Source organism: Nocardioides marmoraquaticus, from assembly GCF_054777915.1.
Window position 1 is genome coordinate 34,843 of record NZ_BAAHAA010000018.1, and the last position, 12,191, is coordinate 47,033.

A 12,191-nucleotide genomic window follows, 5' to 3' on the forward strand; every position below is an offset into this window, starting at 1 on the left:
TGAGGTGGGCAGGTCAGACGCGGAAGGTCCACGGGTCGGTGCAGACCTCGCTGACGAGGACCTCCACCGTATCGCCCAGCGCGCCCACCAGCCGCTCCCGGAGCACCGGCAGCCACGTGCTCTCCGCGGCCCAGTGCGGCACGTCGACCAGCGCGGGCGCGCCGGCGCCGGCCGCGACGTGCTCCCGCAGCTCGGACGCCGGGTGGTGCCGCAGGTCGGAGGTGACGTAGACGTCGGCGCCGACCTGCCGCGCGCGGTCGAGCAGGAAGTCGCCCGCACCGCCGCACAGCGCCACCGTCGCCACCTCCTGGTCGGGGTCGCCCGCGACGAGCAGCCCCCGGGCGGTGGGCCCCACGACGGCCGCGACGGTGTCGGCGAAGGTGCGCAGGTCGGTGGGCTCGCGCAGCCGCCCGATCCGCCCCGACCCCCGGCCCGGGTCGCCGAGCGCGGCCGCCTCGAGCACGTGGTATGCCGGCTCCTCGTAGGGGTGGGCGGCGAGCGCCGCCGCGACGACCCGCTCGCGCGACCCGCGCGGGAGCACCACCTCGACCCGCTCCTCCTCGACCACCTCGGACCGGCCGACCTCCCCCACCGTCGGGCTCGCCCCGTCGAGCGGACGGAAGCGACCCTCGCCGGGGGCGGAGAAGCTGGCCGCCTCGTAGTCACCGAGGCGTCCTGCTCCCGCGGCGGCCAGCGCCTCGCGCAGCGCCGGGGCGTCGGCGCGCGGCACGAGGACGACGAGCACGTCGAGCGCCGGCCGGGGGTCGGGGTCGAGCGGCAGCACGCCGACCAGGCCGAGCGCCAGCGCCATCGACTCCGAGACGCCGCCGACCGGGGAGTCGGCGTTGGTGTGCGCGGTGTAGAGGCCGCAGCCGTTGCCGAGCAGCCGGTGGGCGACCCGGCCCTTGGGCGTGGTCGCGGCGACGCCGTGGACGCCCTGGAGGAAGAGCGGGTGGTGCGTCACGAGCAGGTCGGCGTCGGTGAGCACCGCCTCGTCGACCACCGCGGCGACGGGGTCGACGGCGAGCAGCACGCGGCGTACCTCGTCGGCGGGGTCGCCCAGCACCAGGCCGACGGCGTCCCAGGAGTCGGCCGTGTGGGGCGGGTACCACTGCTCGAGCAGCCCGGTGATGTCTCCCAGCGTCGCCATGCGGCGAGGCTAGCGGGGCAGCTCAGTTGACCTGGCGCTCGCGACCCTCCCAGTAGGGCGCCCGCAGCTTGAACTTCTGCAGCTTGCCGGTGGCGGTGCGGGCCAGGACGTCGCGGAACTCCACCGACGACGGCGCCTTGTAGCGCGCGACCTTGGACTTCACGTAGTCGACGAGCTCCTGCTCGGACAGCTCGGAGCCCTCGTTGAGCACGACCAGCGCCTTGATGGTCTCGCCCCACTTGTCGTCGGGCACGCCGATCACGGCGACCTCGGCGACGTCGGGGTGGGAGAAGATGGCGTCCTCGACCTCGATCGAGGAGACGTTCTCGCCGCCGGTGATGATGACGTCCTTCTTGCGGTCCGAGATCGTGAGGTAGCCGTCGTCGCCGATCACGCCGCCGTCACCGGTGTGGAACCACCCGTCGCCCAGGGCCGCCTCGGTCGCCTCGGGCTGCTCCCAGTAGCCCTCGAGCACGACGTTGGAACGCGCGAGCACCTCGCCGCCCTCGGAGACACGCAGCGTCACCCCCAGGGCGGGCTGGCCTGCACGGACGAGGTTGGCGGCGCGGTCCTCGGGATCGAGGTCGTCCCACTCGGACCGGGTGCGGTTGACCGTCAGCAGCGGTGAGGTCTCGGTCAGGCCGTAGATCTGGATGAACTCCCACCCCAGCTCGGCCTCGACCCGCGCCACCGTGCGCGTCGGCGGCGGTGCACCGGCGACGATGATGCGCACCCGGTCGCGGCCGGGCACCTCGCCCTCCCAGGTCTCGGCGGCCTCGAGCACCGACGCCACGACGGCCGGCGCGGCGCACATGACGGTGACGCCGTGCTCCTCGACCCGACGCAGGATCTCGGCGCCGTCGACCTTGCGCAGCACCACGTGCTTCATGCCGAGGCCGGTCGCGACGAACGGCCAGCCCCAGCCGTTGGCGTGGAACATCGGCAGCGTGTGGAGGTAGACGTCGCGGTCGGTGGCGCCGGCGTGCAGCCCGAAGGTCACGGCGTTGGTCCAGATGTTGCGGTGGGTGATCTGCACGCCCTTGGGCCGCGCGGTCGTGCCGGAGGTGTAGTTGATCGTCGCCGTGGCGTTCTCGTCGTGCTCCCACGGCTCGGGGTCGACCCCCTCGGCGTACATCTGGTCGTCGTCGCCGATGACGAAGCGGTGCTCGCACTCCACGTCGGCCAGCGCCTCGTCGAGCTCGGGGTCGACGTAGAGCACCCGGGCGCCGGAGTGCTCGACGATGTAGCGCACCTCGTCGACGGAGAGCCGGAAGTTGATCGGCACCAGCACCCGGCCCCAGCCGGTGACGCCGAAGAACGCCGTGAGCAGCCGGGCGCTGTTGTGAGAGACGTAGGCGACCCGCTCCCCCACCCCGATGCCGAGCCGGTCGAGGCGAGCCGCCTGCGCCGCGGCCAGCTCGCCCATGCGGCCGTAGGTCAGCTCGCCCAGGCTGGCGGCCGGCTGCTGCGGCTCGTCGACGACGCCGGTGCGATCGGCGTAGACGGCGAGCGCGCGCTGCAGGAAGTCGGCGGCGGAGAACGGCACGAGCATCGGGTGTGACTCCCTTCACGTCGGTGGTGCTGCCACCCTAGTGGGAGCCACCCACGACGATGAGAGGACTCTCATGCCCGTCTCATCGAGCATCCACGAGGGAGCCGGACGATGTTCGGCATGACCCGCCCTGCCCAGGTCCTCGTGGGCGTCCTCGCCCTGGTCGCCCTCACCGCGGGGGCCTACGCGGTCGGCAGCGCCACGTCGTACGACGACCCGCCGCCCACCCGCGAGATCGTCGTCGACGAGGTCGCCAGCGACCCGTCGCCCTCGACGAGCCCGTCGCGCCGTTCGTCCGGCGCTCCGTCCGCTGGTCCGTCCCGTCCGCCCCGCGAGCGCGCCGACGACCGTCGCGACGACCGTGGCGGCGTCGAGGTCGTGACGCCGCGTCCCCAGCAGCTCGACGGCGACGACGACGGGCCGGACGACGACGGGCCGGACGACGATGATGACGACGACGGGGACGACGACGGGGACGATGACGACTGAGGCCCCGCCGGGCCACCGCGGCTGGCGCGACCGGTTGGCCGGCGTCTCGGTCCGCACCCGGATCGCGGTGTCGGTGGCCGTGCTCGTCGCCGTCGCGCTCGCGACCAGCGGCGTGCTCGTCTACGTGCTCGAGGCGGAGCGGCAGCGCGACGCGACGTACGCCAACGTCGACCAGGAGCTCGCCGAGCTCGCCAAGCTCGGCCAGGACCAGCGGCTGCGCACGTCGCAGGCGCTGCTCGAGGCGTTCCTGGTGCGCAACGTGCCCGACGACGACGAGCTCTTCGTCGGGTGGTGGAACGGAGCCTCGCAGCAGGCGAGCGCGCACCCGCTCGTCTCCGAGACGACCCGCGACGACCCCGGCTTCCGGGGGGCCGTCGCCAGCCTGCTGCCCGACGGCGGGTCGACGACCCGTGACGTGCCGGGCATCGGCCGCTACCTGATGACGGTGCAGCCCGTCGGCACCGGTGCCGACGGCGGGCCCGACGCCCTGGTCGTCGTGAACTACCTCGACTCCCAGAGCGCCGAGCTGCGCCGCACGATCCAGACGTACGCCGTCGTGGCGGCCGTGCTGCTCGTCCTCGTCGCCGGCGCCGCGTGGCTGCAGGCGGGCCGGCTGCTGCGCCCGCTGCGGGCGCTGCGGGAGAACGCCGAGGAGATCAGCGCCACCGACCTCTCGCGCCGCCTCGAGGTCGCCTCGAGCGACGACATCGGGCAGCTCACCCGCACCTACAACGCCATGCTCGACCGGGTGCAGCAGGGCTTCGGCGCGCAGCGGCAGTTCCTCGACGACGCCGGCCACGAGCTGCGGACGCCGCTGACGGTGCTCCAGGGCCACCTCGAGGTGCTCGACCCCGGCGACCCGGCCGACGTCGACGAGACCCGGGCGCTGCTGCTCGACGAGATCGAGCGGATGTCGCGCCTGGTCGACGAGCTCATCCTGCTCGCCAAGAGCGACCGGCCCGACTTCGTGCGTCCGGGCCCCACCAGCGTCGCGGGCCTGGTCGAGCTGGTGCACCGCAAGGCCTCAGCCCTCGCCATCGACCGCACGTGGACCCTGGGCGACCTCCCCCCGGAGGAGGTGTCGGCCGAGCTCGACGAGCAGCGCGTCACCCAGGCGCTGCTCCAGCTGTGCGACAACGCCGTCAAGCACACGACGGGCGGCGACCGGGTCACGCTGGCCGCCCACGTCGACGGTCGGGACGTCGTGCTCAGCGTCACCGACACCGGCCACGGCGTGGCCCCCGAGGCGCGCGAGCGCATCTTCGAGCGCTTCGGCCGCGCCGAGGTCCTCGACGGCGACGAGGGCTTCGGCCTCGGGTTGTCGATCGTCCGCGCCATCGCCGAGGCCCACGGCGGCGAGGCCCGCGTCGACGACGGCCCCGGCGGTGGCGCCCGCTTCGCCCTCCGGCTCCCGCTCCAGCCCGTCACCCCACCCCAGCAGGAAGGCACTCCATGGCACGCGTCCTGATCGTCGAGGACGAGCAGCGCATCTCCTCCTTCGTCGCGAAGGGGCTCGCCGCCGACGGCTTCGCCACCACGGTGGCCGCCGACGGCCCCACCGGGCTCGACTACGCGCTGACCGGTGACTTCGACCTCGTCGTGCTCGACATCGGCCTGCCCGGCATGGACGGCTTCGAGGTGCTGCGGCAGATGCGCGCGCAGGGCTCGACCCTGCCCGTCATCGTGCTGACCGCACGCGACAGCGTCACCGACACGGTGACCGCGCTCGAGGGCGGCGCCGACGACTACATGCCCAAGCCGTTCCGCTTCGCCGAGCTGCAGGCGCGCGTCCGGCTGCGCCTGCGGCAGGCCAACGAGCAGCCCGGCGGCCGCGAGGACGTCGTGTCCGCCGGCGCGGTCAGCCTCGACCTGCGCACCCGTCAGGCCACGGTCGGCGGCAAGGTCGTCGACCTCTCGGCACGGGAGTTCCGGATGGCCGAGATCTTCCTGCTCAACCCCGGGCAGGTCCTCTCGCGCGAGCAGCTGCTCTCCTTCGTGTGGGGCTACGACTTCGACCCCGGCTCCAACGTTGTGGACGTCTACGTCGGCTACCTCCGCAAGAAGTTCGGCTCGACCGCGATCACGACCGTGCGCGGCATGGGCTACCGCTTCGACGGCTGATCGGCTGGTCCTCCCCGGTGGCAGAGTCACTGGTTGACCAGTGACTTCGTCGCTGAGCCACGGAAGCCTTCGTGGCTCAGCGACAGACTTCCGGGGTCAGTGACGATCGGACCGGGCGGGCTGACGGGCGTGCTGACGGGCGGGCTGACGGGCGGGCTGACGGGCGGGCTGGCGGGCGCGCTGGCGGGCGGGCGGTCAGCGGGTGCGGAGGCCGGCGAGGCGGCCCTTCGGCAGGGCGGCGTACACGGGCTCGAGGGACTCGGCGAGCTCGACGGGGGTGGGGCGGTCAGCGGGGTCGGCGGACAGCCCGGCACGGACGACGTCGACCACCGGACGCGGGACCCCGGCCGGGAGGGCCCGCGGGTCGTGGCGCAGCTGCGGCCAGTCGCCGCCGTCGTCGGCGAAGGGGTGCTCCCCCGAGATCGCGTGGTGCAGGGTCGCGGCGACGCCGAAGACGTCGCTCGCCGGCCCCGGTACGCCGCCGTGCCCCGGCGCGCACTGCTCCGGCGCCATCCAGGCGTCGGTGCCGACCGGGTGGGTCAGCGCCGCCGCGTCGGCGACGGTGCGGGCCGCGGAGAGGTCGATGACGCGGGCGGGCGCCGCCATGACGACGTTGCTGGGCTTGAGGTCGAGGTGCACCCAGCCGGTACGGCGCAGGTACTGCGCGGCCGAGGCGAGCTCGATGCCGAGCGGGAGGTACTGCTCCGGCGGCAGCGGGCCGAAGCGTCGTACGAGGGTGGACAGGCGGGGGCCGTCGACGGCCTCCATGACCACGTGGGGCCGGGGACCGTCGAGGTCGTGGCGTAGGTGACGCACGACGACCGGGTGGTTGACCGTGCGCAGCGCCTCGACCTCGGCCCCGAGCGCGGACAGGCCGTCGACGACCCGGTCCGGCCGCAGCAGCTTGACCACGACGGGGCCGTAGGTCAGCTCGTCGAAGGCGAGGTAGGCCTCGCAGGTGGAGCCGCCGCCGAGGCGGTCGACCACCGAGAGGTCCTCGGTGATCGACGCGCCCTCGGCGAGCTCCCAGCTGGAGTGTCGGCTCACGGTCAGTCGCGGGTCTCGTCGTTGGTGACGTCGCCGCGGGTGACGTCGCGGTCACGCGTCACGTCGCCACGCGTGTTGTCGCGGGTGACGTCGCGGTCGCGGGTGACGTCGTTGGTGACGTCGCGGTCACGCGTCACGTCGCCACGCGTGTTGTCGCGGGTGACGTCGCGGTCGCGGGTGACGTCACGGTCGCGGGTGACGTCACGGTCGCGGGTGTTGTCGCGGGTGTTGTCAGGCGTGTCGTCGCGGTCGCGGGTGTCGTCGTCGTCCACGTCGTCGGCGAGCGCGAGCACGACGGCGTCCTCGTCGCGCTTGCCGAGCTCGGTGGCGTCGGCCTGGGCGACCTGGATGCCGAGGACGCCGATGGCGGTGGCGCCGGCGACGGCGGCGAAGGTGGCGGGGATGAGCTTCATGGGGTGTCTCCTGTGGTGGTCGGTGCGGTGTCGGTGGCACCACTGTGGAGAGCAGCCGTGAGACGTCCGTGAGGTCGCGATGAGAGGGCTCTCACCGTCGTCCGGCGCGCACCAGCCGCGGTCGCAGGACGAGGGCGTGGAGGGTCACGCCGATCACGCAGCCCATGATGAGCAGCGCCGCGGTGGCGCCCCGGCTGGTCCCCGTCTCGGCGTACGCCGCGTCGGGCCGCAGCGAGGCGACGACGGTGGCCCGGGGGCTCAGCGCGACGAGACGCAGGAGCAGCAGCGCGAGCAGGGCGCCGGCCACGTCGGGGGTGCCTCCCGAGGGGCGGTCAGGAGCAGGTGGTGGGCGCAGAGGGGATCGAACCCCCGACCACCTCGTTGTAAGCGAGGGGCTCTACCGCTGAGCTATACGCCCGGGACGGGCCTCGGGCCCGGACCGCGCACACCTTAACGGCCGGGGTCCGGGGAACGAAGAACCGCGCCGCTGGCGTCTCGGGTCACCAGCGGCGCGGCACGTCCAAGACTGCCCGACGCGGGGTCGTCGTCCAAGCGGAAAGTTGAAACCGCTACCGAAAACTAGACCAGTGCGGCCAGTTCAGTGGCGTGCGCCGCGAGGTCGCGACCGATGCCGGAGGGGCTCGTGACGGTCCACCGCACCTGCCGCCCGCCGTCGAGCACGAACGACGACCGCGTCGGGCCGCCCGTGCGCTCGTCGAGCACGCCGTACGACGCCGTCACCTCGCCGTGGGGCCAGAAGTCGCTCAGCATCGGGAAGAACAGCCCGTCACGGTCGGCGAGCGCCCGGAGGGCGTACACCGGGTCGCAGCTGAGCGTGACGACGGTGGTGAGGTCGGTCTCGAACTCGCCGAGCCGGTCACGCAGCCCGGTGAGCTCGCCGGAGCAGATGCCGCTGAAGGCGAACGGGAAGAACATCAGGAGCGTCGCCCGGCCGGCGGCGTGCTCGGAGAGCGTCACCGACTGCCCGTGCTGGTCGGTCAGGGTGAAGTCGGGGGCGACGTCACCGACGGCCAGGGCGCTCATGGCGTCATCGTGCCAGCGGGCTCAGACCTCGAGCTCCTTGAGGTCCTTCTTGAGCACCTTGCCGGTGGAGTTGCGGGGCAGCTCGTCGAGGAAGACGATCTCGCGCGGCACCTTGTAGCGGGCGAGGTTGTCCTTGACGTGGCCCTTCAGGGTGTCCTCGTCGACGTCGCCGTCGGTGACGACGAAGGCGCGCAGCCGCATGCCGTAGTCGTCGTCCTCGACGCCGATGGCCGCGGCGTCGGCGACCTTGTCGTGGCGCGACAGGCAGTCCTCGACCTCCTTGGGGAAGACGTTCTCGCCGCCGGAGACGATCATCTCGTCGTCGCGGCCCTCGACGAAGAGCCGTCCCTCGTCGTCGAAGCGACCCACGTCGCCCGACGACATCAGGCCGTCGATGACGTCCTTCTTCTCCTCGGTGTCGCCGGTGTAGCCGCCGAACAGCATCGAGTTGCCGACGAAGATGCGCCCCGAGGTGCCGGTGTCGACGGGCTGACCGTCCTCGTCGTAGATCTTCACGACGGTGTTGGCGGGCGGCTTGCCGGCCGTGCCGGGGGCGTCGCGCATGTCCTGCGGCTGCGCGATGGTCGCCCACGCGACCTCGGTCGAGCCGTAGGTGTTGAACAGGTTGTCGCCGAAGGCGTCCATCCAGTCGGTGGCCAGGTCGCCGGGCAGCGCCGAGCCGGAGGCGGCGACCACGCGGAGGAACGACCAGTCACCGTCACGCTCGGAGGCGTCGAGCTTCATGACCCGCTGCATCATCACCGGGATGACGATGGCTGCGTCGCAGCGGTGCTCGCGCAGCTGGGCCAGGAAGTCGGCCGGGTCGAACTTGCGCCGCAGCACCAGCGTCGAGCCGAGCAGCATCGCGAGGTTGAGGTGGGCCCAGCCCCAGGTGTGGAACAGCGGCGCGGCGATCAGCGTGGTGCCGTCGGTCGTGAGCGGGATCCGCGACAGCAGCGCCACGGCACCGTCGATGCCGGCCTCGTCGCGGGGCGCGCCCTTGGGGGTGCCGGTGGTGCCGGAGGTGAGGATGACCGGCCGACTGGTGTGCTCGGGCGGCGTGGGCAGCGCCAGGCTGCCGCGCTTGACGAGGTCCTCGACGTACGCCGTCGCGTCCTCGCTGCCCTCCTCGCGCCAGGCCACCACGCGCGCCACGTCGACGCCGGACTTCTCGACGAGCTCGGAGAACTCCTCGTCGTAGACGATGGCGGTGGGCTTCTCGCGCTCGCACACCTCGCCCAGCTGCGTCGCCGAGAAGGCGGTGTTGAGGTAGAGGATGTCGGCGCCGAGCTTGGACAGCGCCGTCGAGACGTCGACGAAGTAGCGCGAGTTGCGGATCAGCACCGCGGCGCTGTCGCCCTCGCCGACCCCGAGCTCGCGCAGGCCGTTGGCCAGCCGGGTGGACCGCTCGTCGACCTGGCGCCAGGTCAGCGACCCGAGCTCGTCGACGATGGCGGTGCCGTCGGGGTTGCGCTCCGCGAGCGCTCCCATGCCACCGGCGAAGCCGATGCCCCACTGCTGCAGGCGGCGCCCGAGGCGGGCCAGCGTGCGCGGGCCGTACGGCCGGATCACCCCGCTGCGAGCCATCGTGCTCACCATGCGGCCGTGTCGCGCGGCCTCCTTGCCCAGACGCTCGAAGACCAACGCGCCACCCTCCTGCAGTCGTGTGCGGGACCCGCCGCTAGCGGGACTTCGGGGCCACGAGCCGTGTCCCCGTCCATTCCTTACCAACGGCAACGGTGGTCGTGGTGGAAAGTCCCGCGATCGGGGCTGATTCGGCGATGTCAGAGGGGTCACACGCACCCGGACGACCCACCTTGGGGGTCAGCAGCCAGATGACGCCGCCGCCCACGAGATCGGTCAGGGCGTCGACGAGCGCGTCGACCAGGTCGCCGTCGTCGTCGCGCCACCACAGCACGACGGCGTCGACCACGTCGCCGTGCTCACCGTCGACGAGGTCGCCGTCTACGGCGTCCTCGAGCTCCTGCCGGACGGTGTCGTCGACGTCCTCGTCCCAGCCCAGCTCCTGGACCACCATGCCGGCCTTGAAGCCCAGCCTCGAACCGATCGAGACCTCGCCCCCTGCGCTCGGGCTCACCGTGCCTGCCTCTCTGCCGATCCCCCACGTGGACGGCCGCCGTGACGTGGGTGCCCGGCGGCCAGGTGTGCGTAGTCCACTAGACCTGGGTGCCCCGCGCAAGCCTGTCCACGCCCCCCGAACGGGCGAATCCGCACGTCGGAGGCGCTAGGCTCCGGCTCCAGCACCGACGGGAGGGGGGCCCGCAGTGACCGCACTGCTCGTGGTCGGCGTCGTCGGCCTGCTCGTCCTGCTGGTCTCGCTGGTGCTCGGCGACGTCCTCGACGGCGCGCTCGACGCCCTGACCGGTGACGCGTTCTCCACCGCCGTGCTCGGCGCCTTCGTCGCCGCGCTCGGCTTCGGCGGTGCGACCGTCGACGCCCTGGGCGCCCCGACCTGGCTCAGCCTCGTGGTCGGCGCCGGTGCCGGCGTGCTGGCCGGCTGGTTCGCGGCGTGGCTGACCCGGCTGGTCCGCGACGGCGGCAGCGACGGCACACCGGAGGCCGACGACGTGCTCGGCCGCGAGGGACAGGTCGTCAGCGCCGTGCCGGCCGACGGCTACGGCACCGTCCGTGTGCTCGTCGGCGGCCACGTCGTGCGCCTCAACGCCCGCGCGGAGGTCGCGTTGTCCGCCGGCACGGCGGTCCACGTGACCTCCGTGCTCTCCCCCACCGCCGTGACGGTGGCCCCCGTCCACCCCCTGCTCGACTGACCCGCTCGCCCGACACCCTGGAAGGTCCTCGATGCCCGACTACCTGATCCCCGTGATCGGCCTGCTGGTCCTGCTCGTGCTGCTGGTGCTCCTGGTCACCAGCCGCTACAAGGTGGCCGGCCCCAACCAGGCCTTCATCGTCACGGGCCGCAAGGGCAAGGCCGTGCTCAACCCCGAGACCGGCGCGCTCACCACCGACCTCTCGGGCCAGAAGGTCATCCTCGGCGGGGGCACCTTCGTCGTCCCGTTCGTGCAGAAGCTCGCCACGATGGACCTCTCCAGCCGGCGCATCTCGGTGCAGATCCGCGGGGCGGTCTCGGGCCAGGGCATCAAGCTGAACGTCGAGGGCGTCGCCATCGTCAAGGTGGGCGGCAACGCCGACCAGATCCGTCTGGCCGCTCAGCGCTTCCTCTCGCAGCAGCAGGACGTCGAGCCCTTCACCCAGGAGGTGCTCGCCGGTGCGCTGCGCTCGATCGTCGGCGGCCTCACGGTCGAGCAGATCATCCGCGACCGGGCCGCCTTCGCCCAGCGGGTCGCCGACGAGTCCGAGAACTCCCTGACCGGCCAGGGACTCATCCTCGACACCTTCCAGATCCAGGACGTCACCGACGACGGCAGCTACCTCGCCGACCTCGGCCGCCCCGAGGCGGCCCGCATCGGGCAGGCCGCGTCCATCGCCGAGGCCAACGCCCGCCAGGCCGCGGAGCAGGCGCGCATCAAGGCCGAGGAGGAGATCGCGGTCGCCCAGCGCCAGCTCGCGCTGCGCCAGGCCGAGATCAAGGCCGAGACCGACGCCGCGTCGGCCCAGGCCGCGGCGGCCGGACCGCTCGCGCAGGCCGACCGCGACCAGGCGATCCTGCTGGAGCAGGAGAAGGTCGCCGTGCGCCAGGCCGCGCTGACCGAGCGGCAGCTCGAGACCCAGGTGCGCAAGCCCGCCGACGCCGAGCGCTACCGCGTCGAGCAGGACGCGGAGGCCAAGCGCACCGCCGAGATCGCGGGCGCCGACGCCCGCAAGGCCTCGTCGATCGCCGCCGCCCAGGCCAAGGCCGAGGAGCAGCGGCTGTCCGGCGAGGCCGAGAAGTCACGTCGTACGGCGCTCGCCGAGGCCGAGGCCATCGAGGGCGAGAAGCGTGGTGCGGCCGAGCGGGCGCGGCGTACGGCGGAGGCCGAGGCGACCCGGGTGGAGGGCGAGGCGCAGGCCGCCGCCACCCTCGCGGTCGGCCAGGCCGAGGCCGAGGCGATGGACAAGCGCGCCGAGGCCTTCGCCAACTACAACGACGCCGCGGTGCTGCAGATGCTCATCGAGGTGCTGCCGCAGGTGGCGCGCGAGGTCGCGGCCCCGATCGCGGCGATCGACCAGCTCACCGTGCTGTCGACCGATGGCGCGGGAGCGCTGCCCAAGCAGGTCAACGACAACGTGGTGCAGACCCTGTCGATGCTCAAGACCTCGACCGGCCTCGACCTGCAGGCGCTGCTCGAGCGCAGCGTGCGCTCGGCGGTCGACAAGACCGGTGACCGGGCGGGCGGTGTTGGAACGATCCAAGGTACTGACCAGTAAATTTCCAGTCGCCCGCGGCAGTGGCACG

Annotated in this window: 13 protein-coding genes and 1 tRNA gene; 5 read left to right on the forward strand and 9 right to left on the reverse strand. The window is 72.9% G+C overall.

Annotation, left to right across the window (positions count from 1 at the left end; translation table 11 throughout):
- Nucleotides 1–13: 13 nt before the first annotated feature.
- Nucleotides 14–1,150, reverse strand: a complete 1,137-nt coding sequence (locus ACYU8I_RS13650; RefSeq protein ID WP_460841728.1) for a Nif3-like dinuclear metal center hexameric protein — start codon at nucleotides 1,148–1,150, stop codon at nucleotides 14–16.
- Nucleotides 1,151–1,172: 22 nt separating this feature from the next.
- Complete coding sequence (locus tag ACYU8I_RS13655) at nucleotides 1,173–2,702, reverse strand: AMP-binding protein (RefSeq protein ID WP_460841730.1); 1,530 nt, start codon at nucleotides 2,700–2,702, stop codon at nucleotides 1,173–1,175.
- 120 nt (nucleotides 2,703–2,822) lie between these two features.
- Here ACYU8I_RS13655 and ACYU8I_RS13660 point away from each other — a divergent pair, with 120 nt between their 5' ends.
- Genes ACYU8I_RS13660 through ACYU8I_RS13670 form a run of 3 tightly spaced genes read left to right on the forward strand, consistent with a single transcriptional unit; the run spans nucleotide 2,823 to nucleotide 5,312 of the window.
- Nucleotides 2,823–3,191 (forward strand): hypothetical protein, encoded by a 369-nt coding sequence (locus ACYU8I_RS13660; RefSeq protein WP_460841732.1) that lies wholly within the window; start codon nucleotides 2,823–2,825, stop codon nucleotides 3,189–3,191.
- Nucleotides 3,181–4,659: a sensor histidine kinase gene (locus tag ACYU8I_RS13665; protein WP_460841734.1), complete on the forward strand. Its 1,479-nt coding sequence runs from the start codon at nucleotides 3,181–3,183 to the stop codon at nucleotides 4,657–4,659. Before ACYU8I_RS13660 ends, ACYU8I_RS13665 begins: the two co-directional genes overlap by 11 nt.
- Nucleotides 4,644–5,312, forward strand: coding sequence for a response regulator transcription factor (locus ACYU8I_RS13670; protein WP_460841737.1), 669 nt, complete (start codon nucleotides 4,644–4,646; stop codon nucleotides 5,310–5,312). Before ACYU8I_RS13665 ends, ACYU8I_RS13670 begins: the two co-directional genes overlap by 16 nt.
- A 195-nt stretch (nucleotides 5,313–5,507) precedes the next feature.
- Here ACYU8I_RS13670 and ACYU8I_RS13675 read toward each other — a convergent pair whose 3' ends face one another.
- From ACYU8I_RS13675 to ACYU8I_RS13705, 7 genes are all read right to left on the reverse strand, one after another.
- Nucleotides 5,508–6,359, reverse strand: a complete 852-nt coding sequence (locus ACYU8I_RS13675) for a serine/threonine-protein kinase (RefSeq protein ID WP_460841739.1) — start codon at nucleotides 6,357–6,359, stop codon at nucleotides 5,508–5,510.
- A 2-nt stretch (nucleotides 6,360–6,361) separates the two neighbouring features.
- The gene (locus ACYU8I_RS13680; RefSeq protein ID WP_460841741.1) at nucleotides 6,362–6,772 is read right to left on the reverse strand and encodes a hypothetical protein; all 411 of its coding nucleotides are present in this window, start codon (nucleotides 6,770–6,772) and stop codon (nucleotides 6,362–6,364) included.
- 91 nt (nucleotides 6,773–6,863) lie between these two features.
- A complete protein-coding gene (locus ACYU8I_RS13685; protein ID WP_460841743.1) occupies nucleotides 6,864–7,079 on the reverse strand; it encodes a hypothetical protein in 216 nt (71 codons plus the stop codon).
- A gap of 36 nt (nucleotides 7,080–7,115) precedes the next feature.
- A tRNA-Val gene (locus ACYU8I_RS13690) sits at nucleotides 7,116–7,190 on the reverse strand.
- A gap of 161 nt (nucleotides 7,191–7,351) precedes the next feature.
- Nucleotides 7,352–7,816, reverse strand: a complete 465-nt coding sequence (locus ACYU8I_RS13695) for a redoxin domain-containing protein (RefSeq protein ID WP_460841745.1) — start codon at nucleotides 7,814–7,816, stop codon at nucleotides 7,352–7,354.
- Between the two features lie 21 nt (nucleotides 7,817–7,837).
- Entirely contained in the window at nucleotides 7,838–9,460 is a 1,623-nt protein-coding gene (locus ACYU8I_RS13700; protein ID WP_460841747.1) for an AMP-binding protein, read from the reverse strand.
- A gap of 37 nt (nucleotides 9,461–9,497) precedes the next feature.
- On the reverse strand, nucleotides 9,498–9,914 hold the full coding sequence (locus tag ACYU8I_RS13705) for a DUF3052 domain-containing protein (protein ID WP_460841749.1): 417 nt from the start codon (nucleotides 9,912–9,914) through the stop codon (nucleotides 9,498–9,500).
- A gap of 187 nt (nucleotides 9,915–10,101) precedes the next feature.
- Between ACYU8I_RS13705 and ACYU8I_RS13710 the strand changes: the two genes are divergently transcribed.
- Together ACYU8I_RS13710 and ACYU8I_RS13715 are read left to right on the forward strand one after the other, a co-directional pair.
- Nucleotides 10,102–10,605, forward strand: a complete 504-nt coding sequence (locus ACYU8I_RS13710; RefSeq protein ID WP_460841750.1) for an NfeD family protein — start codon at nucleotides 10,102–10,104, stop codon at nucleotides 10,603–10,605.
- 31 nt (nucleotides 10,606–10,636) lie between these two features.
- On the forward strand, nucleotides 10,637–12,163 hold the full coding sequence (locus tag ACYU8I_RS13715) for a flotillin family protein (protein ID WP_460841753.1): 1,527 nt from the start codon (nucleotides 10,637–10,639) through the stop codon (nucleotides 12,161–12,163).
- Nucleotides 12,164–12,191: the final 28 nt, after the last annotated feature.

What these genes read in the sequence shown, in the direction of transcription:
- ACYU8I_RS13655 (WP_460841730.1), bottom strand. Translation starts at nt 2,702, where the DNA reads ATGCTCGTGCCGTTCTCCGCCGCCGACTTCCTGCAGCGCGCGCTCGCC.
- ACYU8I_RS13665 (WP_460841734.1), top strand. Translation starts at nt 3,181, where the DNA reads ATGACGACTGAGGCCCCGCCGGGCCACCGCGGCTGGCGCGACCGGTTG.
- ACYU8I_RS13680 (WP_460841741.1), bottom strand. Translation starts at nt 6,772, where the DNA reads ATGAAGCTCATCCCCGCCACCTTCGCCGCCGTCGCCGGCGCCACCGCC.
- ACYU8I_RS13660 (WP_460841732.1), top strand. Translation starts at nt 2,823, where the DNA reads ATGACCCGCCCTGCCCAGGTCCTCGTGGGCGTCCTCGCCCTGGTCGCC.
- ACYU8I_RS13670 (WP_460841737.1), top strand. Translation starts at nt 4,644, where the DNA reads ATGGCACGCGTCCTGATCGTCGAGGACGAGCAGCGCATCTCCTCCTTC.
- ACYU8I_RS13650 (WP_460841728.1), bottom strand. Translation starts at nt 1,150, where the DNA reads ATGGCGACGCTGGGAGACATCACCGGGCTGCTCGAGCAGTGGTACCCG.
- ACYU8I_RS13695 (WP_460841745.1), bottom strand. Translation starts at nt 7,816, where the DNA reads ATGAGCGCCCTGGCCGTCGGTGACGTCGCCCCCGACTTCACCCTGACC.
- ACYU8I_RS13715 (WP_460841753.1), top strand. Translation starts at nt 10,637, where the DNA reads ATGCCCGACTACCTGATCCCCGTGATCGGCCTGCTGGTCCTGCTCGTG.